21 protein-coding genes are annotated in these 23,939 nt (G+C 59.8%); 8 read left to right on the forward strand and 13 right to left on the reverse strand.

The window, feature by feature from the left end; translation table 11 throughout:
- Positions 1–80 precede the first annotated feature (80 nt).
- Entirely contained in the window at positions 81–1,823 is a 1,743-nt protein-coding gene (locus tag CLM72_RS12755; RefSeq protein WP_032892095.1) for a phosphoethanolamine transferase CptA, read from the reverse strand.
- Between the two features lie 157 nt (positions 1,824–1,980).
- A complete protein-coding gene (locus CLM72_RS28960) occupies positions 1,981–2,157 on the reverse strand; it encodes a DUF6026 family protein (protein ID WP_196492057.1) in 177 nt (58 codons plus the stop codon).
- A gap of 259 nt (positions 2,158–2,416) precedes the next feature.
- Between CLM72_RS28960 and gnd the strand changes: the two genes are divergently transcribed.
- The 3 genes from gnd to CLM72_RS12770 are packed head-to-tail and all read left to right on the forward strand — an operon-like array spanning position 2,417 to position 5,741.
- The gene (gnd, locus tag CLM72_RS12760; RefSeq protein ID WP_057702872.1) at positions 2,417–3,400 is read left to right on the forward strand and encodes a phosphogluconate dehydrogenase (NAD(+)-dependent, decarboxylating); all 984 of its coding nucleotides are present in this window, start codon (positions 2,417–2,419) and stop codon (positions 3,398–3,400) included.
- Entirely contained in the window at positions 3,397–4,920 is a 1,524-nt protein-coding gene (gene zwf / locus CLM72_RS12765) for a glucose-6-phosphate dehydrogenase (protein WP_032892093.1), read from the forward strand. The genes gnd and zwf overlap by 4 nt, the downstream gene beginning before the upstream one ends.
- Positions 4,917–5,741, forward strand: coding sequence for an HAD family hydrolase (locus CLM72_RS12770; RefSeq protein WP_105226686.1), 825 nt, complete (start codon positions 4,917–4,919; stop codon positions 5,739–5,741). Before zwf ends, CLM72_RS12770 begins: the two co-directional genes overlap by 4 nt.
- Positions 5,742–5,807: 66 nt before the next feature.
- Here the strand turns inward: CLM72_RS12770 and CLM72_RS12775 are convergent, their stop codons facing one another.
- Positions 5,808–6,068, reverse strand: coding sequence for a hypothetical protein (locus tag CLM72_RS12775; RefSeq protein ID WP_034127718.1), 261 nt, complete (start codon positions 6,066–6,068; stop codon positions 5,808–5,810).
- 344 nt (positions 6,069–6,412) lie between these two features.
- Here CLM72_RS12775 and CLM72_RS12780 point away from each other — a divergent pair, with 344 nt between their 5' ends.
- Entirely contained in the window at positions 6,413–7,735 is a 1,323-nt protein-coding gene (locus CLM72_RS12780) for a sigma-54 dependent transcriptional regulator (RefSeq protein WP_034127717.1), read from the forward strand.
- Positions 7,736–8,365: 630 nt separating this feature from the next.
- Here CLM72_RS12780 and CLM72_RS12785 read toward each other — a convergent pair.
- The 7 genes from CLM72_RS12785 to CLM72_RS12815 all read right to left on the reverse strand — a co-directional run bounded on the left by CLM72_RS12785 (position 8,366) and on the right by CLM72_RS12815 (position 14,370).
- A complete protein-coding gene (locus CLM72_RS12785; RefSeq protein ID WP_105226687.1) occupies positions 8,366–9,673 on the reverse strand; it encodes a hypothetical protein in 1,308 nt (435 codons plus the stop codon).
- A 49-nt stretch (positions 9,674–9,722) separates the two neighbouring features.
- Positions 9,723–10,466, reverse strand: a complete 744-nt coding sequence (locus tag CLM72_RS12790) for a hypothetical protein (RefSeq protein WP_105226688.1) — start codon at positions 10,464–10,466, stop codon at positions 9,723–9,725.
- Between the two features lie 37 nt (positions 10,467–10,503).
- Entirely contained in the window at positions 10,504–11,184 is a 681-nt protein-coding gene (locus CLM72_RS12795; protein ID WP_019817800.1) for a C39 family peptidase, read from the reverse strand.
- A 60-nt stretch (positions 11,185–11,244) separates the two neighbouring features.
- Positions 11,245–11,979 (reverse strand): hypothetical protein, encoded by a 735-nt coding sequence (locus tag CLM72_RS12800; protein ID WP_105226689.1) that lies wholly within the window; start codon positions 11,977–11,979, stop codon positions 11,245–11,247.
- Positions 11,980–12,047: 68 nt separating this feature from the next.
- On the reverse strand, positions 12,048–12,599 hold the full coding sequence (locus tag CLM72_RS12805; RefSeq protein WP_096144301.1) for an adhesin: 552 nt from the start codon (positions 12,597–12,599) through the stop codon (positions 12,048–12,050).
- Positions 12,599–13,057 carry a hypothetical protein gene (locus CLM72_RS12810; RefSeq protein WP_105226690.1) on the reverse strand — a complete coding sequence of 153 codons (459 nt, stop codon included), beginning with the start codon at positions 13,055–13,057 and terminating at the stop codon, positions 12,599–12,601. Before CLM72_RS12810 ends, CLM72_RS12805 begins: the two co-directional genes overlap by 1 nt.
- 314 nt (positions 13,058–13,371) lie before the next feature.
- Entirely contained in the window at positions 13,372–14,370 is a 999-nt protein-coding gene (locus tag CLM72_RS12815; RefSeq protein WP_105226691.1) for a FecR family protein, read from the reverse strand.
- A 148-nt stretch (positions 14,371–14,518) separates the two neighbouring features.
- Between CLM72_RS12815 and CLM72_RS12820 the strand changes: the two genes are divergently transcribed.
- Complete coding sequence (locus CLM72_RS12820) at positions 14,519–14,788, forward strand: PepSY domain-containing protein (RefSeq protein ID WP_014718736.1); 270 nt, start codon at positions 14,519–14,521, stop codon at positions 14,786–14,788.
- A gap of 19 nt (positions 14,789–14,807) precedes the next feature.
- Here the strand turns inward: CLM72_RS12820 and CLM72_RS12825 are convergent, their stop codons facing one another.
- Positions 14,808–19,949 (reverse strand): dermonecrotic toxin domain-containing protein, encoded by a 5,142-nt coding sequence (locus CLM72_RS12825; protein ID WP_105226692.1) that lies wholly within the window; start codon positions 19,947–19,949, stop codon positions 14,808–14,810.
- A gap of 170 nt (positions 19,950–20,119) precedes the next feature.
- On the opposite strand from CLM72_RS12825, the gene CLM72_RS12830 reads away from it, so the two are divergent.
- Entirely contained in the window at positions 20,120–21,154 is a 1,035-nt protein-coding gene (locus CLM72_RS12830) for an Ldh family oxidoreductase (RefSeq protein WP_072447818.1), read from the forward strand.
- Positions 21,155–21,185: 31 nt separating this feature from the next.
- Here CLM72_RS12830 and CLM72_RS12835 read toward each other — a convergent pair whose 3' ends face one another.
- Positions 21,186–21,506 (reverse strand): YqjD family protein, encoded by a 321-nt coding sequence (locus tag CLM72_RS12835; protein WP_019817806.1) that lies wholly within the window; start codon positions 21,504–21,506, stop codon positions 21,186–21,188.
- Between the two features lie 164 nt (positions 21,507–21,670).
- Here CLM72_RS12835 and CLM72_RS12840 point away from each other — a divergent pair, with 164 nt between their 5' ends.
- Entirely contained in the window at positions 21,671–21,925 is a 255-nt protein-coding gene (locus CLM72_RS12840; RefSeq protein ID WP_003190904.1) for a hypothetical protein, read from the forward strand.
- Here CLM72_RS12840 and CLM72_RS12845 read toward each other — a convergent pair.
- Entirely contained in the window at positions 21,897–22,817 is a 921-nt protein-coding gene (locus tag CLM72_RS12845; RefSeq protein ID WP_054897478.1) for a LysR family transcriptional regulator, read from the reverse strand. The genes CLM72_RS12840 and CLM72_RS12845 overlap by 29 nt on opposite strands.
- A gap of 91 nt (positions 22,818–22,908) precedes the next feature.
- On the opposite strand from CLM72_RS12845, the gene CLM72_RS12850 reads away from it, so the two are divergent.
- A complete protein-coding gene (locus CLM72_RS12850) occupies positions 22,909–23,835 on the forward strand; it encodes a carbon-nitrogen hydrolase family protein (RefSeq protein ID WP_105226693.1) in 927 nt (308 codons plus the stop codon).
- The last annotated feature ends 104 nt before the right edge of the window (positions 23,836–23,939 follow it).

Raw genomic sequence — 23,939 nt, forward strand, 5'->3', positions numbered from 1 at the left:
TTGGTTCAAAGACGAAAGGAACTGCGGAACTTTAGGCTCAAACGAGAATGATTGTTATCTTTCTGTTACAAGACCCTGGCTTACTTGGCCACCACTTCGGCGCCGTCGGCCTTCTTGGGCTTGATCAGGCTGAAGTCGATCAGCGCCTTCTGCTTGGTCTCGTAAGGGTTGCCGATCAACAGGGGGCGAGGCTTGAAGCTGTCGCTCACCAGGCTCTTGCTGTGGTCCAGCTCATCGAAACTCAAGCCTGCCATGTCGGCCCAGGTGTGGATCAACTGCGAACTGCTGTAAGGCCGCTGCAAGTCGCCGGCGAAGCTCCAGTCGTGACTTTCGCGCCATTTGGGCGAGGCGTAGGCCATGAACGGGATGGTGTACATCGGCGCGGTCGGCTTGCCTTCGTTACGCCCCAAGGTGTCGTGGCCGGCGGAGTCGAACACGTCTTCGCCGTGGTCCGAGAGGTACAGCAAAAAGCCGTTGGGGTCGGTCTTGGCGTAGTCCTTGATCAGGCTGGAGACCACGAAGTCGTTGTACAGCACCGCGTTGTCATAGCTGTTGTAGGTCGGCAACTGCGCATCGCTGACACCCGCCGGCACGCCCTGGCGGTCGGTGAACTTGTCGAAGGTCTGCGGGTAGCGATACTGGTAGCTCATGTGGGTGCCCAGCAGGTGCACCACGATGAACTTGCGTTCGGCGGTATCGGCCAGGGCCTTGGAAAACGGCGCCAGTACATCGCCGTCGTACTGACGGGCGTTCTGGTTGCGGTTGTTGTTCAGGTACACCTGCTCGTCGGCCTGTTCGGAAAAGGTCGTGAGCATGGTGTTGCGTTTGGTCATGGTCTGCTGGTTGGTGATCCAGAAGGTCTTGTAGCCAGCCTGTTTCATCACGCTGACAATCGACGGTGTCTTGAGGTACAGGTCCGGGTTTTCTTCGTCAGCGAAGGTCAGCACCTGTTGCAGCGCTTCAATGGTGTAGGGGCGCGGGGTGATGACGTTATCGAACACGGCCAGTTGGTCGCGCAGCTTGTCCAGCTCCGGCGTGGTGTTGCGCGGGTAGCCGTAGAGGCTCATGCGCTGGCGGTTGGTCGACTCGCCGATGACCAAGACAAGTGTGGACGGCTGGCCGGCCATGCTGTCCTTGAGGTTGTTCAAGGGCGGGATCTTGCTTGCACTGGTGAGCATGCCTTGCATGTTGTCCAACTGCTCGGTGTAGCGACGATAGGCGACGATCATCTGCCAAGGCACGGCAGGCTCGATGCGGGTTTCAAAACGATCGATGGCCAATTCCATGGTTTCGCTGGTGGCGATCTGCTTGACCAGTGGGTAGCCCACCACCGCCAGGACGATGGCAATGGCTGCCACGATCGACTGGCCGCGAGGCAGGTACACCGGGCGCAAGCGCGTCCACAGGAAGATGGCGAAGGCGGTGTGGGCAATGAACGCCAGCACGATCCACCAGGCAAAGTATTGGGTGGCGTATTCGCCGGCTTCAGAGATGTTCGACTCGAACATGATGAAGATGACGCTCTGGGAGAATTCCTGCTGGTAAATGAAGAAATAACCCAGGCTCGCCATGGAGCAAGCCCACAGCACCACGCCGATCAAGGCGGCGAGCAGGCGCGTACGACGCGGGAACAGCAGCATCGGCGCCAGCCACAGCGCACTCATGAAGAAGGCCTGGCGGAAGCCACTGAAGCCGGAGGTGCCGGTCAGCTGGATAAGAAGTTGGGTAATACCCGAGAAATACCAGAAAAACAGGAATAACCAGCCAAGGCCGGCCCAATCAAAGCCTTTCGCAGTCGTCGTGCTGCGTTTGAACATCGCCATCCAGCGCCCCATCAGAAATAGATTGTCGCGCACAGGCGCGCAACATCGGGCCGCCCAGGAAGTGAGCGGCATCGCGGAACGGGAGTATCAAGAGGGGAATGTGAAAACTTTGTGAGTTTTCTGTAGGTATTGCCTTACAACGCGTTCGGCGCGGGCATCAGCACAGGGCAGGCTTGGCATCCGACGGCTGATCGAGCTGGGCTTGAAGGTGCAAGCGCAGGCGCAGGACTTCCTGTTGCAACTGATCGCGCTCGTCTTTCAACTGGCGCAATTCATCGCGACGGAGGGTGACGTAGAGGGTCTGTGGCGGACGGGTCATCTGTGCTGTGCTCATTGCTTACCTCGCAAATAGCCGGTAGATCGCGGTGCCAAAACAGGTTTCTGGCAACAGTCGGAAGCAAGTTTGAATTCTTTTTCGTGGCAAGGGAACTTTTTTATTTTTGGTGGTCGTGTGACTTTTGTCGGGGTGATGGTGAAACGATGGCAACTTTTTTGCCATGAAACTACACGGATCCGCTCTGGACTAACCCTCATTAGCCTCATTGCGCTATAAACTATGTCACACATTTTTTAGAAGTTAGGAGCATCAGCACATGCAACTGGGGATTATCGGACTAGGCCGCATGGGCGGTAACATTGCGCGGCGCCTGATGCTCAATGGGCATACCACCGTTGTATACGACCGTAACGAAGCCTTCGTCAAAGCCTTGAGCGAGGAGGGCGCCACCGGCGTTGCCGACTTGAAAGCGCTGGTGGCCGGCCTGCAAAAGCCCCGTGCTGTCTGGGTCATGTTGCCGGCGGGCGCGCCCACCGAAGACACCATCAACGCACTGAGCGAACTGCTGGAAGACGGCGATGTGATCATCGACGGCGGCAACACCAACTACAAGGACGACGTGCGTCGCGGCAAGGCCCTGGCTGAAAAGGGCCTGCACTATGTGGACGTGGGCACTTCGGGCGGCGTCTGGGGCCTGGAACGGGGCTATTGCATGATGATCGGTGGCGACACCGAGACCGTGAATCGCCTCGACCCGATCTTCAAAAGCCTGGCGCCGGGCCTGGGTAACATTCCGCGCACCAAGGACCGTTCGGCCTCTGCCGACCCACGTGCCGAGCAGGGCTACATTCACGCCGGCCCAGCGGGTTCCGGGCACTTCGTCAAGATGATCCACAACGGCATCGAGTACGGGATGATGCAGGCGTTTGCCGAAGGTTTTGACATCCTCAAGACCAAGAACTCGGAAAACCTGCCGCAAGACCAGCGCTTTGACCTCAACGTTGGCGACATCGCCGAAGTCTGGCGTCGTGGCAGCGTGGTGTCGTCCTGGCTGTTGGACCTGACCGCCGACGCCCTGGCCACCGACCCGAAACTCGACGGCTACTCGGGCTCCGTGGCCGACAGCGGTGAAGGCCGTTGGACCATCGAAGCAGCGATGGAGCAGGCGGTGCCGGTTCCGGTGTTGTCGACCTCGCTGTTCGCGCGTTTCCGTTCCCGCCAGCAGAGCACCTACGGTGACAAAATGCTGTCTGCCATGCGCTTCGGCTTTGGTGGTCATGTGGAGACTTCCAAAAAATGACCGCCAACGGCAAGAAACCCAAGGCCGAACCTGCTCCACCCACCACATTGTTTCTGTTTGGCGCCCATGGCGACCTGGTCAAGCGCCTGCTCATGCCGGCGCTGTACAACCTCAGCCGTGACGGTTTGCTCGGTGATGGCCTGCGTATCGTCGGTGTTGATCACAACGCCATCAGCGATGCGGACTTTGCCAAGAAACTCGAGGACTTCATTCGTACCGAAGCCTCCAGCAAAGTCAGGGGCAATGCCGAGAACGCCCTCGACCCCGCGTTGTGGGCGCAACTGGCCAAGGGCATCAGCTACGTCGAGGGCGATTTCCTCGACGACAGCACCTATGCCGATATCGCCAGCAAGATCGCTGACAGCGGCACCGGCAACGCGGTGTTCTACCTCGCCACTGCACCGCGCTTCTTCAGTGAAGTGGTGCAGCGCCTGGGCAGTGCCGGTTTGTTGAATGAAACGGACGAGGGCTTTCGGCGCGTGGTTATCGAGAAGCCGTTCGGCTCCGACCTGGCCACCGCCGAGGCGCTCAACGCCTGCCTGCTCAAGGTGATGAGCGAGAAGCAGATCTACCGCATCGACCATTACCTGGGCAAGGAGACGGTGCAGAACATCCTGGTCAGCCGTTTCTCCAACGTGCTGTTCGAAGCGTTCTGGAACAACCACTATATCGATCACGTGCAAATTACTGCCGCTGAAACCGTCGGCGTTGAAACCCGGGGTAATTTTTTCGAAAAAACCGGCACCTTGCGCGACATGGTGCCCAACCATCTGTTCCAGCTGCTGGCAATGGTCGCCATGGAGCCGCCGGCAGCCTTTGGTGCCGACGCGGTGAGGGGTGAGAAGGCCAAAGTGGTCGGTGCGATCCGCCCCTGGTCGCTGGAAGATGCGCGGGCCAACTCGGTGCGCGGCCAATACACCGCTGGCGAAATCGCCGGCAAGCCATTGCCCGGCTATCGCGAAGAAGCCAACGTCGCGCCGGACAGCAGCACCGAGACGTTCGTCGCGCTAAAAGTGATGATTGATAACTGGCGTTGGGTCGGTGTGCCGTTTTACCTGCGTACCGGCAAGCGCATGAGCATCCGCGACACCGAGATCGTGATCTGCTTCAAACAGGCACCTTATGCGCAATTTCGCGATACCGAAGTCGATGAGCTCAAGCCCACTTACCTGAAAATCCAGATCCAGCCGAACGAAGGCATGTGGTTCGACCTGTTGGCCAAGCAGCCTGGGCCGACCCTGGAGATGGCCAATATCGAGTTGGGCTTTGACTACAAGGACTTCTTCGAAATGCAGCCGTCGACGGGTTACGAAACCCTGATCTACGACTGCATGACCGGCGATCAGACCCTGTTCCAGCGCGCCGACAACATCGAGAACGGTTGGCGTGCGGTGCAGCCGTTCCTGGATGCGTGGAAGCAAGATGATGGTATCCAGGCCTACAAGGCTGGTGAGGATGGCCCGGCGGCGGCCGATGCCTTGCTGGCCCGCGATGGCCGCGCCTGGCATAGCCTCGGATGAGTGACGTGACGATTCATCCCGCCCGGTTTGTCCTCAGTGATGTGGACGGGACGCTATTGCATCCCGACCACAGCCTCAGCCAACGCACCGCCGATGCCATTCGCGCTATGCGCGAGGCTGGGGTGATTTTCAGCCTGGCCAGCGGGCGTCCGCCCAAGGCCATGCGGCATTTGATCGAGACCTTTGGCATCGATGTGCCGGTGGCTGGCTTTAATGGCGGTACGTTGGTCAACCCGGATGGCAGCATCCTGATTGCTCATCATCTGCCGGCGGAAGCGGCGCTGATCACCCTGTCGCTGTTTTCCAGCGAGCCGGACGTGGAAGTCTGGGTGTTTGCCGATGGCGACTGGCTGCGCCGTGATCCGCCCGGGCCCATGGTGCAGCGCGAAGCCGATGGCTTGGGCTATGGGCCGGTAGTGGTGGAGAGTTTCGAGCCTTACCTGGACAGGGTCGACAAGATCGTCGCCGCCAGCAACAACACCCAGTTGCTGGTGGAGCTGGAAGCGCAATTGCAGCCGAAAGTGCAGGGGTTGGCCCAGGTGTCGCGTTCGCAGCCGGTGTATCTGGACGTGACCGCGATGCTGGCCAATAAAGGCGAAGCCTTGAAAACCCTGGCTGAACACCTGGGCGTACCGCTTGCACAAACGGCTGCGATTGGAGACGGTGGCAATGACCCGGCGATGTTTCATGTGGCGGGGTTGTCGATTGCCATGGGCCAGGCCGAAGAAACCGTCAAGCGCCAGGCCAATGTGGTCACCGGCAGCAATGTCGAAGACGGCGCTGCCGAGGCGTTCGAACGCTTTATTCTCGCCGCACGTTAAGCGTGCACGTATGACTGTACAACTTCCAGCTCAAGTTTTACTTGGGCTGGAAGTTGCTGCATTGCATTACTTTGGCATCGCCCAGTGTTGCAACTGGTGGCCATCTTTATCGAGCTCGGCACGGGCCTGCAATAGCAGGTTTTCAAGTTGGGCCGGGTCGGTATAGGCAGTCGACGGCAACTGTTTGCTGCCGATGCGGGTGTTGGTGCGGTCGATGACGCTCAGGCTGAGGGCGCCAACGCCATCGTGCCAGGCCACGCATTGAAAAGGCTGGAAGGCACGGTCTGCAATCAAAAGAGCTTCGTTGATGCGCAGCGGAGCGTTCATTTGGGTCTTCTCTCTGTATGCCCATTCAAGTGAGTACCGGCGGTTGGGCTGACCGTGCGGTGGGTTACTTGTACTGATGCACGATGGTGGGGTGCGGGTCACATGCTAGGGCAAGAAATTTTAACGTTCCCTGATTGACGTCATGTAAGCGGCTGTTTTGAAAGCGCAATAAACCTTTCACTGGCGAGCAACTTCTGGCGCGCTACGAAACAGGCATGGCTTTTTGCCCACGCTTATAGCGAAAGGGTACAAGGTAAGCGTCAAGATCTTGCTAGGGTTACCAACAGTCGACACAAACTGTTGTTTCTAAATAACTTTAACAATATTGGCGCCAAGGAACAGTCATGGTTGCGACACCCGCTCAACGCCGCTTACTGGTGGTCGACCCCTGTGACGATTGCCACGGGTTATTACCCGGTTTACGCACCGCCGGCTGGGAAGTGGACAGCTGTGCCTTGGAGGCGGTAGGTGAGCGCTCCTGCGATGTGGGCCTGCTGCGTTTGCAACGCGATCACCTGGAACGCCCTGAAGCAGTCAAAGAGTTGATTGGTCGCAGCGGCACCGAGTGGATCGCCGTGCTCAGCCAGGATGTACTGCGTTTGCAGAACGTCGGCGATTTTGTCTGCGAATGGTTTTTCGACTTTCATACCTTGCCCTTCGATGTGTCCCGGGTGCAGGTGACCCTGGGCCGTGCGTTCGGCATGGCGCGCCTGCGTGGCAAGGGCTACGCCCCGGTGGATGAGCCCCATGAATTGCTGGGCGAAAGCCGTCCCATCCGAGAGTTGCGCAAGTTGTTGTCCAAGTTGGCGCCTACTGAGTCCCCGGTGCTGATCCGCGGTGACAGCGGCACGGGCAAAGAGTTAGTGGCCAAGACTTTGCACCGCCAGTCCCAACGGCATGCCAAGCCGTTCGTCGCGATCAATTGCGGCGCCATCCCTGAACACCTGATCCAGTCCGAGTTGTTCGGCCACGAAAAAGGCGCGTTCACCGGCGCCCACCAGCGCAAGATCGGACGTATTGAGGCGGCCAACGGCGGCACCCTGTTCCTCGATGAAATCGGCGATCTGCCGATGGAGCTGCAAGCCAACCTGTTGCGCTTTCTTCAGGAAAAACACATCGAACGCGTTGGTGGCAGCCAGCCGATCCCGGTGGATGTACGCGTGTTGGCTGCCACCCACGTCAACCTCGAGGCCGCGGTGGAGAAGGGCGCTTTTCGCGAAGACCTGTATTACCGCCTGAATGTGCTGCAAGTGGTCACCGCGCCGTTGCGCGAACGCCATGGCGACGTGGCGATGCTGGCTAACCACTTTTCACGTTTCTACAGCCAGGAAACCGGACGGCGCCCGCGCAGTTTCAGCGAAGAGGCTTTGGTGGCGATGGGGCAACACCCGTGGCCGGGCAATGTGCGTGAACTGGCCAACCGCGTACGGCGCGGCCTGGTGCTGGCCGAAGGGCGGCAGATCGAAGCGGTTGACCTGGGGCTGCAGGGCCAGCAGGTCATTTCGGCGCCGATGGCGACATTGGAAGACTACAAGCACCGTGCCGAACGTCAGGCGCTGTGCGATGTGCTCAACCGGCACAGCGACAACCTCAGTGTCGCGGCCCGCGTGCTGGGGATTTCCCGGCCGACGTTCTACCGGTTGCTGCACAAACACCAGATCCGCTAGGGCGGGTAAAACCAAAGTGGGAGTTGGCTTGCCTGCGAAAGCGGTGGTTCAGTTAAAGCTTCAGTGACTGACACTCCGCTTTCGCGGGCAAGCCCGCTCCCACAGGGGATCTGTGCCAGGCGCTGATCCTGTGGGCAATGCATGGCTAATGTGGGAGCTGGCTTGCCTGCGATAGCGGTGGTTCAGTTGAAGATTCGGTGACTGGCACACCGCTATCGCGGGCAATCCCTCTCCCACAGGGGATCTGTGCCAGGCGCTGATCCTGTGGGCAATGCATGGCTAATGTGGGAGCTGGCTTGCCTGCGATAGCGGTGGTTCAGTTGAAAACTCAGTGACTGGCACGCCGCCTTCGCGGGCAAGTCCGCTTCCACAGGGGATCTGTGCCAGGCGCTGATTTTGTGGGCAATACATAACCAATGTGGGAGCTGGCTTGCCTGCGAAAGCGGTGGTTCAGTTAGAGATTCAGTGACTGACACTCCGCCTTCGCGGGCAAGTCCGCTCCCACAGGGGATCTGTGCCAGGCGCTGATTCTGTGGGCAATACAGGGCCAATGTGGGAGCTGGCTTGCCTGCGAAAGCGGGAGTGCAGTCACAGATGCATCAACTGACCCACCGCCTGCGGGCAAACCAATCAGAAGTAATACGGGAATTTCAGGCTGAACGTAAAGTCCGGTGCATCATCGGTCATGCCAATCGCAAGGTTCGGCACGATGGTCAGGTTATCCGAGGCGGCAATCGTCATACCCACGTTGAAGTAGCCCGCGTTGGCATCGCTGGACACCACCGATTGCCAGTCGCCGCCATCCGGCTTGAGCTTGCTCTTGCGCTGCACCAGGTCGGAAACCGAGAACGACATGCTCATCTTCTCGTTCAAGGCAAAGGCGACGCCGACCCCGAACTGGAAGCTGTCGCCCAGGCGCACCTTGCCTCCCACCTTCTGATTGACTTGACTGCTGATGTCATCGAACGAGTCTTCAAAGTTATGGGTGTACGACAACGAACCGAACAACACGGCCGGGTCGAAGGTCTTGACCAGGGAAATGCCCGGTGTGACCGACCAGACCCCGTTGCCCGTGGGCAGGCTTTCGGGCACGTAGAGGTTGTCGTTGTTCGGTTGCTGGACCAGTTTGATGCCAAAAGGCTCCTTGCCCGTCGGTGCCTTGACGCGCACGGATACCACCGCGTCCGGCAAGGTCGAGGTTTCATCGAGGAACTTGTACGCCACGCCAAAGTTGACATCGCCGATGGTCGGGTCACGAGTCACGGAACCTTCGGACGTGGCGGTGGCGTCGTTGCCGGCGCCGCCCGACTGGTAGGTGGACTCGCGGTACACCACCGGCACGTTCAGGTCGAACTGCCAGCGGTTGTCGACGTTGTAGCGCCCGGTAAGGTCCAGGGTCCAACTGTCGGACTTGATCCGGTCCAGGTTGATGTTGCCGAGGAAAATCGAGTCCAGCGCCAGGAAACCATTGAGCGTCAACTGGCGCGCGTCATAACGGGCATAGGTGATGCCGGTTTCCACGCTGAACTTGCCATTGCCGAAAAAGCCGCTGGCTTCGTTGTACAGGTTGCTCACACTTTGCGCAGGGGCCGAGTCGTCCTTGAGGGCCTGGCCGTAGGAGCTGCCACCCCCGCCAGCGCCACCGGATGCCGCGGCTGCGCCCGTACCGCTAGCCGCGACAGTGTTAGCGCCGTTCTTGAAGTCAGCCGGTGATTTGGCCAGGCGCCTGGGGGCGGGCGTTGCCGGTTGGTCCTCGACCTGGCGCACACGCTGCTCCAGCACGGCCAAGGCTTTTTGCTGCACGTCGTAGCGTTGCTTGAGTTCCAGCAGTTCCTTCTTCAGGGTTTCGATGTCAGCGTCTGGCGCGGCATACAGCACGGATGCGGGCAAGAGCGTACTCAAACAAACCACCGCACTTAGCGATAACGATCGATGCATGAAATAAGCCGTCCTTTTCTAATGCGTGAGTGTCGAGGGTCAGCGTAGTTCAATAACCTAGCGTGCGTAGGCCTTTGAGTTGATCCAGGTTGCAGTTCAACGCGGCGTTATTCAGCCCGCTATTGTTCATCACGACATTGATCTGGGTGATGTTTCTGACAAGGTTGCTATCGCCGGTCAATACCGTGCCCTGCAGCACATTCCCCGCGCCGATCTGTTGCAGGCTGTTGCCCTGGTTGTGATTGGCCTGGATGGCCATCTGCACGCCGCCACTGTTGGCCGATACGCTGACACGGCCCGCGGCGCTGTCCCCGGTCACTGTGCCGCCCGCCACCAGCACCTGGCCGGACTGCAGATTATTGGCGGGGGTAACCCCATTTTCGACGTTGATGCCCACATTGTTGTAGGCGGCGTTGCCATCGCCGGCGGCGCGTACACTTTGGGTCACGCCCTGGCCGCTGCCGAGGCCGGCACCACCGACCACATTTCCGGTGCCGGTGTTGGGGCGCGTGCCGGTACCGGTCGAGCCGGTGGTTTGCACGTAGAACTGTGGAGTAATGGTGGTCTTGTCGATGTGCATGTTGGCCGTGCCGGTGATGTTGTCACCGACGGCATTGGTCCAGGTGCTGCTCATGACAATGCCAAAGCTGATGATGCGCCCCGGCATCACGTAACGGCCACGCAGCTCGGCCATTTCGGCGTCCTTGAGTTCGATGGGCTTGAACCCCGAGGACGCATAAGCAGGCATTGAGGCGGCCAGACACAAGACCGTCAGCCAACGGGAAGTGTTCATCTGCTGCTCCTGGGGCGTCCTGCCCCTTATTGCGCTTCTAGAAGAAGTCGCTCTGGATAAAACCGAAATCCATCAGCTCGGCATCGCCCACAGGCCGGAACTCATTCATCTGGCTCTTGGCGGTCAGCGGCAGGGGCGGGTCGAGCAAGACGTTGGCCTTGTCGTAACCCTCGCCCAGTACGGCGAAGACAATGCCATTCCAGCCTTTGACGAAATCGTCATGGGAATAGCGCTTGTGGCCCAATACGGGGTCACCGATGTACACCCAGTCCTTGTCGGCCCGTTGCAACACCACGAAGTGCTTGTAGCCGCGGATTTCCAGCAGCACCACCACGGGGATTTTCACGGTCAGCAGGGTCTCGGGCGCGATCTTGTAGCCCCGGGCGCGCATGCCGATGCTTTCGAGGTAGCGCTTCATATCCAGCATGGAAAAGCCCTGGGTTCGTACCAGGTCCTGGTCGGCAGTGACCAGCATGCCTTTGATGATGTGTGCTTCGTCGACGTCCAGCCAATAGGCCTGGCGCAGGATGGTGGCGAGGGCCGCGGCACCGCAGCTGAAATCGGTTTTCTGTTCCACCAGGTTGGCGAACCGGCGCTCGCGAATGCTCTCCACCTTCTTGAAAATCACCGCACCGCCGGGCATGGCGGAAATCGCCATGGTGCCTGCCCAGGTCGTGCCGGTGAGTAACATCAGGAGGGTGAGGGTCGCGATACGCATGATCGAATGACCTGTTGGACACTGGAATAAAAAGGGCCTTGTCGCCAAGGCCCCGTTGGATCAGAAGCGCACGCCGCTGGCGCAGACGCTGCAACCTTGGCCGATCGACAGGCTGTTGCTGCCTTGGTTGCCCGCACCGGATTGCAGGTTGACGCCTACGTTGCCGGAGTTGCGGTTAACCGAGTTTTCGAGGCTTGCGTTGTTGGACACGTACTGAGGCTTGCCATAACCATGGCTGCTGGCGGCCGTGTTCAGGTAGCTGTTGTTGAGCGAGTTCTGCTCGGTGTTGGAAGCCGCTGCGATGTTCTTGCCGTCAGCGGTGGTGATGGCCAGGTTGTTTTTACCCTGGTTGCCCTGGCCGGCCTGGCCGTTGTAACCCATGTTGCCGGAGTTGCCGGTGATGGAGCTGTCCAGGGAGGCGTTGTTTTGCGTGCCTTTGTTGACGAAGTTGTTATGCGAGCTGCCTTGGTCGACATCAATCACGGCAAACACGGTGGCGAAGTCGCCTTTGGCACTGGAGATGGCGCCGGCGTTGTCAGCCTGGTTGCCGGAACCTGATTGTACGTTGGCCCCGACATTACCGCTGTTGCTATTTACCGAATTTTCAGCTGATGCATTGTTATCGGTGTTGGTGTCGTCGAATTTGTTGTGTTCGCTTTTTTGTACGTCAGTGACCACAGCGGCTACGGTACCGGTGGGTTGTGGGGTTGGATGCCAGCCACCCGCTTGAGCAGCAGCAGCCATGAGTGCGGCGAGAGCGAAAACCATTGGTTTCAGAGCCATTTGAGGTTTCATGGTGTTTCTCCTTGCTTCTAATTAGTTGGTTAAGTGTTGGTACGGTCTAACGAACGTCTACCAAGCGGTTACTTGATAGTGATGCCCAGGGTGTTAGCCACTCGGTTCCCCACCCCGGCACTCTGGTTCACCTGTGTCACTCCTCGGCTGCCGGTGAAGGCCTGGTCGCTGGTCACGACCTGGCGGCTGCCAGTGGTGGGGGTGAGCCCTGAGTCGGTTGCCAGCGTCGTCGTGTTCTGTTGCAACAGGACGCTGTCATCGATGCTCTGCGGGCCAGGGTTGAGGCTGATCCGCACAGCGTTGATGGATTGGTTATTGGCCCCGGCAGACTGGTTGATGCCCAGCACACCGTTGCCACTGCTGAATGAGTTGCCCTGGATCGCGGCCTTGGCGTTCAGGGACGGGTCGACCTTGCCGTCGACGCGCTGGATGTCGACGTTGGTGGCCTGGCCGCCGAGCGCGATGGCGCGGCTGTTGGACATTTGCTGTCCCGTGCCGGCGGCCTGGTTGATCGACAGCACACCGTCATACTGCTGGCCGCTGTGGTTGATCACGGCGCTGTTGTCGGCCATTGCCGAGGCGCTGCCCAGCAGGGCGAATATCAACAGGGCGCGCTTCATCACTTGCCCCCCATCATGCTGCCGAGATTGTTGAGCGGCGCCATGCCACGCTGGACCGAGTCGCTGATCTGCCCGCCCATGCTGCCGCCGCTGCCCGCACCGTGGCCGGCCGCTGCGCCAGCGCCAAGTGTCGACATGCTGTTTTGGGTGGCACCCAGGCCCGACAAGCTGCCATTGGGCTGAAGGGTGCGGGCGAGGCTGGAACCACTGCTGATGCCGCCGATGTCCCTGTCACTGAGTTCGCCGGTCAGGGCGCTGTTGATCTCTTTGCTGGGGTTGGCGTTGGCGGTATTGGGGTAGGGGTCGGGCAGGGAGGTGCGCCCGTACATGTGGCCCTGTACCGTACGCCCGGTCACGATCACACCGTCACCCGCCTGGCTCGTCAGGCTGACACCTGCACTGAGCACGCAACTGATCAGCAGTACGTTTATCGACGAGGCGTGTGTGAGTGTGTTCACGGCGGCAGTCCTTATTCTTAACGCTGACCCTAAACAGCGTTGTCAGGGAAAGAGCAGAAGGCGTGCCGCTTTTTATTAAATGTTGATATTCAAGGGGTTGGGCTAAAGTCGAGGCAAAGTGATGGCACCCCTGTTTCAGGTTTGAAACAGTCCTGAGCGCTTGAGACATACCTGTGCTCGCCTCACGCTGTCTCAGCCATGTAACACTGCCTGTGACAGAACCATGAATCCGCACACGGCGGGCGATGCAGGTGAGGGAGGTGTTTCAAAAACGGACACCCGCGGCCCAAACGTACCGCTTCGTGCGAGCGGGTTCAGCCCTTGGGGGTTTTACGCGGAATGGAATTGAGCACGGGGTTGCCGTCCTGGTTTTGGGTCAGGTAGACCGGCAACACCTTGGGCAGGGAGGGCACGAGGTTGTTGACCTCGTTGATGTTATAGATACCGCCGACGCGAATCGCACCGGTACTGGCGTCTGCAAGCATCACCGGCTTTTTCAGGTAGCGGTTGATCAGGGGCAAGGCGTCCGTGAGGGGCAGGTTGTCGAGCACCAGCTTGCCCTGGCGCCATGCCAGCGCGGTGTCATCGGGATTGATAGCGGCGACCTGCGGGGTGGCGTCACCCTGGCGGAAACTGGCTTGCATGCCTGGGCTAAGCGGCACACTGGCATGCTCGCCGTCGCTGGAGATCTGCACCGAGCCCTCCAGTAACATCACCCGCACCTGATCTTCATATTCCCAGACATTGAACTGCGTGCCGGTCACTCGCACCTGGCCTTCGCCGGCCCGCACGATAAACGGGTGGTTGCTGTCGTGCGTGACGTTGAAGAACGCTTCGCCCTTTTTCAGGGTGACACGGCGCTGATCCTTGTAATGGCTGTAGACCAACTCGGTACCCAGGTTCAACTCCACTTGGCTGCCATCGCCCAGGGTGACTTTTTTCAAGCCATTGGCTGCTTCGAACCGTTCATATGAGCTGGGCAACCAGCCCGCTTCCCAGCCGGTGAAGGCGGCAAGCGGCAATGCTGCCAGGCACACCGCTGCGGCCACCGCGTAGGTGCGCAAGCGGCTGGCCGGCTTCTTGATTGGGACCACCACCGCCTCAGGCTTGTCGCGGGGCAGATGGTCGGCCACGTCCCAGATCTCGAGCATGGCTGCATATTCGAAGGCGTGCAGCGGATGGCCATCGTGCCACTGGGTAAAAGCCTGACGTTCGTACGCCGTGCAATCTGCAGCATGCAGGCGCATGCACCAATGCGCGGCGGCGTCGGTGATGGCGTCATATTCGGTTTCTGAAAGGGGCTTTTCGCTCATTAACTCATCCTGATTTCCCACATTCTAACCTCCCAAGGTAGACGGCGAGAACCGCATCATGGCGATTGCACATCAATTGGAACTTATTCTTGTTTGTGTGCGCCTAAAAAATCAGGAATTAACCTGTCGTCCACTATGGAGTACGAAAATGTTGAAGAAAACCTTGATCGCCCTGTGTGCTACTTCCGCGCTGTTGAGCGCTGGCGCCGCCATGGCCGACAAGCCGGGTGCAGGCTGGATCACCATTGAGAAAGCCATCGAGGTGGCGAAAACCAAGGCCGGCTACATTGAGGTCTACGCCGCTGAAGCGGATGACAATGGCTATTGGGAAGTCAAAGGTCGCAAGTCCGATGGCATCGTGTATGAAGCGCGCATCGACGGCGCTTCCGGTAACGTGCTGCGTGACCAGAAAGACTGATGCACTCGCCGGGGGCCGTTCAGGCCCCCGGCTCCAACTGGCGGCCAAGATGGGTGATCAGGTACGTCACCGAGTCGGCGTTGGCCAGGATGGTGTCAATACGCTTATCAGGGACTGACATGAAAATGATCCTCGCGTCCTGCAGGGTCTTGGCGCCAGTGGCCTTGAAAATTTTCTTTTCAATTGCAGAACCAGGCTTAAAGTCTTCCCACAATTCGGTGAGGCTGTCTTGAGTCTTGAACAGCATCGTTGCAGGCGTCATCGTCGATAACGCGGTGCTGCGCAGGTCTTCCAGGGTGGTTTTAAGCACTTCGGCGCCGGGCCTTGCGATATTGATCAAGTCTGGGAAGGGTCGCATGCTGTCCAGATAGGCAATGTCCACGGTGTCGAGCTTCAAGTGCGATAATTCGTGAATCAGCGTGCTGGCCCTGGCGTGCGTCGATATGTTGAACGCCACATTCTCCAGCAGACGGTTCTGGTAGACGTCCAGATTGGGGTCGAAGAATCGGCTCAGCAGATACAGCTTGCGTTCTCTGTCGGCGGGAATCATGAATGCATAATCCGACGCCGGATCCTGTCGGCTGGTGCCCGCGACAAAGCGCATGGAGTTCGGACCGGTCAAGCTGGGGTCGGTGAGTTCATCGATGATCTCGTCGATTATTTTTGTGACTCTCAAGACCTGGTCCGGGGTCAGTGTGACGACACCAAACATTTCCCCTAAAAATCGCCCAACCCGGCTGTCAGGGTCGCGTTGTACAGCAAAACGCGCAACGTTGCGGCGGCAGTTCAGCGCGTAATAAGTCGCAAAGTTCAACGCTTCAGTGATGGCTTGGGCTTTCCAATAGGTCAACGCGCCAATATCGCGGATGCCGACCGCTTCAATGTTGATATCCCGTACTTCATTGCGCCACGTCTTGAGGTACGACTGAGCCCTGCCGAAGCGCGGCTCCTGGCCGCCCAGCTCCAGTACCCATATGCCCTGCGCATTACGGCCGATGTACGGCCCCACCTGCTCGTCGTTGGCGAGGCGCCAGTGTTGTGCGGCTTTCTTGACGCTATACACCTTGCCGGCCAGCGGCACGTAGTATTTCGAGTTTTCCTGGTCTTCATACACCTGGCTGAACGTGCTCTTTTTCAGGTCTTGCAACGCCACATCCTGTGCCTCGAACGGCTGCAGCCGGGTGCGCGAAGGGCAGGTGACATGCCAGGTGGCGAGGGTGGTGGCTGCGGGCAGTGACCCATCTGTCAGCTCGGCCAGCGAGCGCTCCTTTTCAGTGGGTGGGGCAATGGCGGTGCCGTCCAGCGCACTGCGCAGGGCGGCCATTTGCGCCACGCCCCTGACGAAATCCTTGAATGCAGCCTTCCACTGGTGTAGCTGCAAGGCTTCGGCCGAGCGCTTGAACAAGGTGTAGCTGCGCCATACCACCAGCGGGTAGGCGAGTTTGCCGGCCATGAACTGCACCGCCGTCGGGATGTCCTTGCCGAACAGACGCGTTGCGTGATCCCACAGGGCCTTGGCGCCCTCTTCGAATTGGCTGCCCAGTACCTTGAGCAACATCAATGTGTTTTCGCTGAACAGGTAATGCAGCACATTGCCCGTCACTGCCGAAGCGGCCAGGCGGATATCGGACGGGCTATGCCGGTTGTTTTTCAGCAAGTGGCGGTAAGTGGCCTGGTGCGGATCTTCCAGGTGCATAAGCACCCAGTCTTGCAGGGCGCCTGGCCTTTGTATCTCATCCAGCAAGGCCGTTTCATTCGCGTATTCCTTGAACACATGCTGTTCGCTGTACGGCGCGTAGAGCACCCGGGGACCCTCGCCAGGAAACTGCGGGCCGATCAGGTACACGCCCAACACCTTGGCGGTACTGGCGCCTTCGGTGGCGATCAGCTCCAGCGGTCGAATCGTCGCCGTGGCCCCGCTGAGTGAAGCTCGGGCCACGGCGTCCGGCATATCGAAAATCTGCTGGACCAGGCTCAAGACTCGGGTGGAAAGCTGCTCCTGCAACCTTTGCTCGTGGGCGTGTTGCAGCGCTTGCCACGGCAACTGACGGCAAAACAGACGCCTGCGTTGGCGTGCATCATCGGTTTGCGCCTCAAGGTGGCTTCGCACCTGTTGCTGATAAGCGCTTTTGAGATCCAACTGTCGCACCATTTGTATCACGGCACTTGCGTCGAGGGCTTGCGGTAATGGCTTTGCCGTGCGTGAACGCGGGCGGATGTGTTGAACCGTCAGATTTGGCCAGTGCCGCAACGCAAAGTCGGTCAGGTTGTCGACATTCACATCGAGCACTGCATCGGTGGGGATCAGGATGTGATCGGGGTTGAGCGCCTGGCCGGGAAAGCGCGCCTCAAGCAGCGCCATCAGCGTGGTGAAGGCATAAGCACGCAGGGGTTGGATGTCATGCAGGTAGTCGTGTTCCTCGTCGGCGTTGTTGCAGTATTGCTCCAGAAGCTCGGCCTGGTGGGTTTGGTCCTGGGCCGGCGCCATACCCAGCCACAGTGGCAGTGCCTGCTGGTTGACCATGGCATCGGCCAGTGTGATTGCCCTGCCAAGGTTGATGGGCGGAGGCTGTTCGATGACGGCGTCCAACCGGTCCTGCAAGGCACGGGCGCGCAGGCCCATGGATTGCAGGTGATCCACGCCTTCCATGACCGCGTCGTTGTAGCTGTCTACTCGGTCATTCAACAGGTCCTGATCAATACGTTGCAGCGGGCCCTGGCGAAATGCCTGATGGGGCTCGCGCAAGCAGAACGGCAGATTCTCCAGCAGGCTCAAGCTGTTGAGTGGGTGCGCCAGGCGCTGGGTGATTTCATCGCGCAGGGCGTTGATCGAGGCAAAGACTTCGTAGCCCAGGCGCGGGGTCCAGAGCAGCGCCTGGCCCGAGCGCTGCGGGTCGATACCGCCGCGCTCAGTGATCACGAACGTATTGGCCAGCGGTTGTGGCGTATCCACGGCGTTCAAGTCCAACGTCAACCCATAGGCATCCGGCAAAAATTCGTTAAGGCCATGGCGTGTCAAGCGCGACAGACTGTCGGGCTGAAGTAGCGTGTCGAGAATGGCCTGGCTTGTGGGCGCCAGGGTTTTATCCAGCGACCTCAGCTCGGCTTCGCTGCGTAACCCCACCAGCATCGAGTGGGCGTGTTTGGCGTGAGTCTTGACGAGAAATTCATGGGGTTGCTGGCGCATGGCGTGCTTGGAAAACAGCAGCAGGACGCGCTCGATGACGGTGTTGAACGTCTTGAGCGTCATGCTTGGCAATTGCATGAAGACATTGCCTTCGCCCCGTGTATAGAACTTCGTCCTGGACGAGAAGGGCACCGCAGGCGCCTCTTGGGCCAGGCGTTCAATGAAGTGCTCAAGCATGGTCAATGACTGCACTGCCGGACGCTCTTCACGCTCCTGGGCACGCGTAGCGTAGGTATTGATATACACGTCGTCGGCTTTGACTGGCTGTTGCTGCAGTTGCAGTTCAGCGTTGAGCGTGTCAGCGACGATGCTACGTAAGGTCGGGTGTTGCGCGCGCTCCATCGCCAGCGCACGCTCAATCGCCCGCAGGTTTTGAAGCTGCAGCCGGGCGCGCTCGGCCTTGACGGTCGAAGGGCGGCCATTACCGCGGGTGACCGGATGCAAGGTCCAGCGCCCGTTGGTCTCCAGTGTGGCCAGTTGATTGTCGAGCAAGGCACGTACGTCCAGGGCACTGTCGAGCAGGGCTGCGAGGTCCACTTGGCCATCGCTGCGCCGGTAGATTTCCAGGGCGTGGTTAAGGTTCTCCGTTTGCTTGCGCGCAATGTCTTGTACCAAGGTCACGAACACATTGCCGGGTATCGGCCTTGCCGCGACGGCGATCGGGTCCAGGCCGAGCAGCGTGTCGCGCTCATCCAATGAGAGGAAGTTGAGCCATTCGTCCTCGTAGCCTTCGGCCTTGAGCATGCTCAGTAACCGGTCTTTGAGGTCGTCGAGGTTTTCCAGCACCTGTAACCCGTGCGATTGGGTGTAGAGGTACGCGTGGTGCTCGGTGAGCATCAAGGTGCTAGCTGGTTCAACGTAATGTTGATGGGGTGCATAAAGGCGCACCTTTTGCACGCTGAGGTTTTTGGCATGGGCAGTGCGGGCGCTTTGGTCGCGGAGGAACAGGGCCTGAAGTGCGTGGCTTTCCTCGGCGGTAATAATCTCGCCCTGGCGCCTGAGCAATACATCGAGGCGAAACTTCTGCGCCACGACCTGGGCAAAAAAATCCACGCGCGAGGTGCCGCTGTCGATATCTTCATTCCAGTAGGTCTGCAGCAGGCTTTCCAACAGCTTCGAGAAAGTACTGGAGCTTTGTTCGATCAAGCCTTCCCAACGCTGGTGATCTTCTTCCCGTTCGGAGGCAGTGAAGCCAGTGGTGTCATGTTTTGGGTTCGAGTATTCGCGTGTCTGCCCTTTGGGCCACCCATGGCGCACATAAAATTGCAGCAGCGCTTCGCTCAAGGTCAGCGAGTTGACCCAACGTGGCGTTGCTTGCTCAGCTTCGCGGGTGAAGACATTGACCCGTGTGTCCCACTGATCCAGGTGTTTGAAATGGGGGCGGGCCATGACGCTCAGCAGCGTGTCGAGCATGTCGGGCAAGGTCGGGTTTTTTTGCAGGTGGTCGAGCATGGCCTTGACGTTATCCAGCTGGCAGGCCTGGAGCATGCGTGCTTGCTCCGGCATGACTTCACCCTCGATGAGCTGAGTGGTCAACACCATGGGCGAGTCAGCGCCCAGCGCATTGCGTTGGTCCATCGACAGGTAGCTCAGCAAAGGGGCGCTCTGCAGTGGGTCTTCCAATTGCTCGATCAACTCGCTCAGCAGGGCAGCGTGGCTGTCATAGACCTGTATGCCGTTATCCGGGGTGTAGAGCAACGCCTTGGCGGCGTCGGGTGTCGGGCTGATCGCGAACGCGCCGGCAAGGGGGATGGGGGGCTTGCCGGAAATGTTGATCAGGACCTTTTCAACGCGCATGGGGTGATCATGCCGGCTTGTGTCCTGCCGAGACTCGTCGGTAGCCAGGTAAAGGTTGTACAGCCAATCAAGGTCTTTGGCGGTGAGCCCCAGCGTGCGTTCACGAGCGGTGGGCGAGGCTTTGCCTTGGGGTTTGAGAAACTCAGGGAAGAAATACGGGGGGGTTAAGCGAACCACAGCCTGTCTCCGGCGTGCCAGGAAAAGCACAGGGTAGGCAGGCGCCCGTGGTGCAAGGCGTTAAATATTCAGCGCTGCACACGTTGACAACGCAGAGAGTGCGTGGTGTTTAATCGAGGGTCTGGATGTCCCATTCGTCGCCCCTTCCAATCATAAAAACGGAGCTTCAAATGTCTGCGCAGTCGACAGTTGCCACCGCTTGTGCCTCGATCCGCTTCGCTGAACTGGTGGAGTTACTTCAACAGGTCTTCGTCCGGCACGGCACATCGCCGCAGGTTGCTGCGATTCTTGCGCACAACTGCGCAAGTGCCGAGCGTGACGGTGCCCACAGTCACGGTATTTTTCGCATCCCCGGTTACCTTTCGACGCTGGCCAGTGGATGGGTCAACGGCACCGCCGTCCCCAGCGTGACCGATGTGGCCTCAGGCTTTTTGCGCGTCGACGCGGGCAATGGTTTTGCCCAGCCGGCCCTGGCAGCGGCGCGCCCGTTGCTGGTGGAGAAGGCACGCAGCGCCGGCATCGCGTTGCTGGCGATCCATAACTCCCATCACTTTGCTGCCTTGTGGCCGGACGTCGAGCCGTTTGCCGAGGAGGGGCTGGTGGCACTCAGCGTGGTCAACAGCATGACCTGTGTGGTGCCCCACGGCGCGGATCGCCCGTTGTTCGGCACCAACCCCATCGCGTTTGCGGCGCCACGGGCCGACGGTGCGCCGATTGTGTTTGACCTGGCCACCAGCGCCATGGCCCACGGCGACGTGCAAATCGCCGCACGCAAAGGCGAGCGGTTGCCACCGGGCATGGGCGTCGATAGCCTCGGTCAGCCGACCCAGGACCCTAAAGCCATTCTGGAAGGCGGCGCACTGTTGCCATTTGGCGGGCACAAGGGGTCGGCACTGTCGATGATGGTCGAGTTGCTGGCGGCAGCGTTGACGGGCGGCAACTTCTCTTTTGAATTCGATTGGACGGACCACCCAGGCGCGCGTACGCCGTGGACAGGCCAGCTTCTTATCGTGATCGACCCGAGTAAAACCGCAGGGCAAAGCTTCGCCCAACGCAGCCAGGAGCTGGTGCGGCAGATGCATGCGGCGGGGCTGCGTCGATTGCCGGGGGACCGACGCCATCGTACGAGGGCGAAGTCGCAGGAAACCGGAATCGAACTGGACGCGCAGGCGTTGCGCGAGTTGAGGGCCTTGGCGGCGGGATGAAACAGGCTGCGCGATGCGCAGCCTGAATGGATCAGTTACGGCGACCCAGCAACAGGCCGACCACCAGGCCAAAGCCAGCGGAAATGGCCACGGTCTGCCATGGGTGCCCACCGATGTAAGTCTCGGTGGCATCCACAACCGGCTTGCTGCGTTCACGCACGTTGGACACCGATTCCAGGGCTTGCTTGAGTTTGATGGCAACCTGCTCGCGCAGGGTTTCACCTTCCTCGCCCACCAGGGATGCGCTGCTTTTGAGCAGTTTGTCCGATTCTTCGATCAATGCGCTCAGTTCGCTGAACGCTTGGTCCTTGATTTGATCTTCGACAGCTTGGGCGGCGGTTTTGCGGGCCATTGAGTGACTCCTTGCAGGTGGATGTGGCAGTGAACAATGGAGTATCGGGCGGTGGCAAAAGTTGCAGTTTTTTTGCCAGCGCGCTCATCCGAGGCAAAATCCGGATCGGGAACTTTGGGCCTACAGTGTAAGATGTCACCTATTTGTGCAGCAGGTAATTCAACATGAGCTTCAATCTCGCCAACAAGACCCTCGCCGAACGCGCCGAGCTGGAAGATGAAAAGTCGCGCCTCTACGACCTGTGGCAAACCAACCTGGGCAAGGCCAAAGGCGAAGCCGCGCGCTTGTTCGGTGAGCGCGCCAAACGCAAGGGCAAGTGGGCCGAATGGGTACGTGCCGAACTCGATGGCATGTCGCCGCCGGAGTTTTCCAACATGGTGCGCAGTGAAGTCAACAAGCTGATGGCGGCGGCAAAGTAAAGCACGCCACAATCGCTTCGCGCACCTTGAGCAACAGCGGGTCCAACTGAGCCTGGGTGCGCCAGCCCAACTCCACCGGGTAATGCGGTAGCGCCAGCGGGCAGGGCAGCACGCGCAGGCCGGTCATTTGCGCAATGGCGTGGGCCGCATGCCCGGGAATGGTTGCTACTGCGGTGCTGCCTTTGAGCAGATACGGCAGCGCGGCAAAGTGGCTGGTGGACGCGCACACGTGGCGGCGCAGCCCGTGCGCCGCCAAGCCTTCATCGGTAATGCCGATAAACCCGCCTGACGACACCAATACATGTTCCCGTGTGACAAACCCTTGCAGGTCGATAGTCTCCTCGCCCGGCGCCAGGCTATGGGGGTCTACCAGGCAACGATAGTCACCTTCCCCCAGCACCTGTCGGCTCAGCCTGCGCTCGGTAAAACCGCCGGCGGTAATGGCCAGGTCCAGCGTGCGGTCGAGCAGAGCGGCGGCGACGATCTGGCTGTAGGTCTGGCGAAAGATCACCCGTAGCTTGGGCAGGCGCAGTGCGATGGCCTCCATCAGGCTTCGGCCATAGGCAATCTCGAAATCATCTGACAGCCCCAGCACCACCGAGCGCCCCTCGTAGTGCAGGTTTTGCGGGCTGATCATCGCCAGGCTCTGGCGGCAGCGATCCAATGCCTCACTGATCACCGGTTTCAACTGATTGGCTCGCAATGTGGGCGCCAGGCCGCGTCCGGTGCGCACGAACAAAGGGTCGCCGTACAGCTCACGCAAGCGCCGCAAGCCCGCGCTGATCGCCGACTGCGTCACACCCAGGCGCAGCGCCGCACGGCTGGCACTGGACTCGTCGTGCAGGGCTTCGAAGGTTTTGAGCAGGTTCAGGTCAACCTGGGCGATATTCATTTGGCTCATATCATTTAGCACTGAGGTGGGCTTTATTCATGATCGAGTCTGGCCGGAGAATGGGCAACCCCTATCTATCGGAGTGAGCCTGATGCCCGTATCGACTGTTGCAGCCCTGCAAATCGGCGCCTTGCCTGGCGGCAAGGCTGACACCCTGGCGCAGATCCTGGCCTATGAGGATCAAATCCAGCGCAGTGGCGCGCACTTGGTGGTCATGCCCGAGGCGTTGCTGGGCGGCTATCCCAAGGGCGAAAGCTTTGGCACGCAATTGGGTTATCGCCTGCCCGAGGGCCGGGAAGCCTTTGCGCGGTATTTTGCCAATGCCATCGACGTACCGGGGCCAGAAACCGAGGCGCTGGCCGGGATGTCGGCGCGTACCGGTGTCAGCCTGGTGCTGGGCGTGATCGAACGCAGTGGCAGCACGCTGTACTGCACGGTGTTGTATTTCGAACCCTCGCACGGCCTGGTGGCCAAGCACCGCAAGCTGATGCCGACCGGCACCGAGCGGCTTATCTGGGGCAAGGGCGACGGCTCGACCCTGCCGGTGGTCGACACCGCGGTGGGGCGTATCGGCGGCGCGGTGTGCTGGGAAAACATGATGCCGTTGCTGCGCACCGCGATGTATGCCAAGGGCGTTCAGGTGTGGTGTGCACCCACCGTGGACGAGCGCGAAATGTGGCAGGTGAGCATGCGCCATATCGCCCATGAAGGGCGTTGCTTTGTGGTCAGCGCCTGCCAGGTGCAGGCATCGCCTCAAGCCTTGGGTGTGGAGGTTGCCAATTGGCCGGATGACCGTCCGTTGATTGCCGGCGGCAGCGTGATCGTCGGGCCCATGGGCGATATTTTGGCGGGGCCGTTGGTGGGCGAGGCGGGGTTGTTGACGGCGCAGATCGATACCGATGATCTGGTGCGGGCCCGCTACGACTACGACGTAGTGGGGCATTACGCCCGGGCGGATATTTTTGAATTGGTGGTGGACGAGCGCGCCAAGCCAGGCGTTCGCTATATCACTGACTGAACGCAATCAACCTGTGGGAGCTGGCTTGCCTGCGATGGCGGTGCGTCAGTAACAGATGAATTGAATGACACGCCGCCATCGCAGGCAAGCCAGCTCCCACATTT

This window comes from Pseudomonas sp. MYb193, from assembly GCF_002966775.1.
In the GTDB taxonomy this organism is placed as follows: Bacteria; Pseudomonadota; Gammaproteobacteria; order Pseudomonadales; family Pseudomonadaceae; genus Aquipseudomonas; species Aquipseudomonas paracarnis.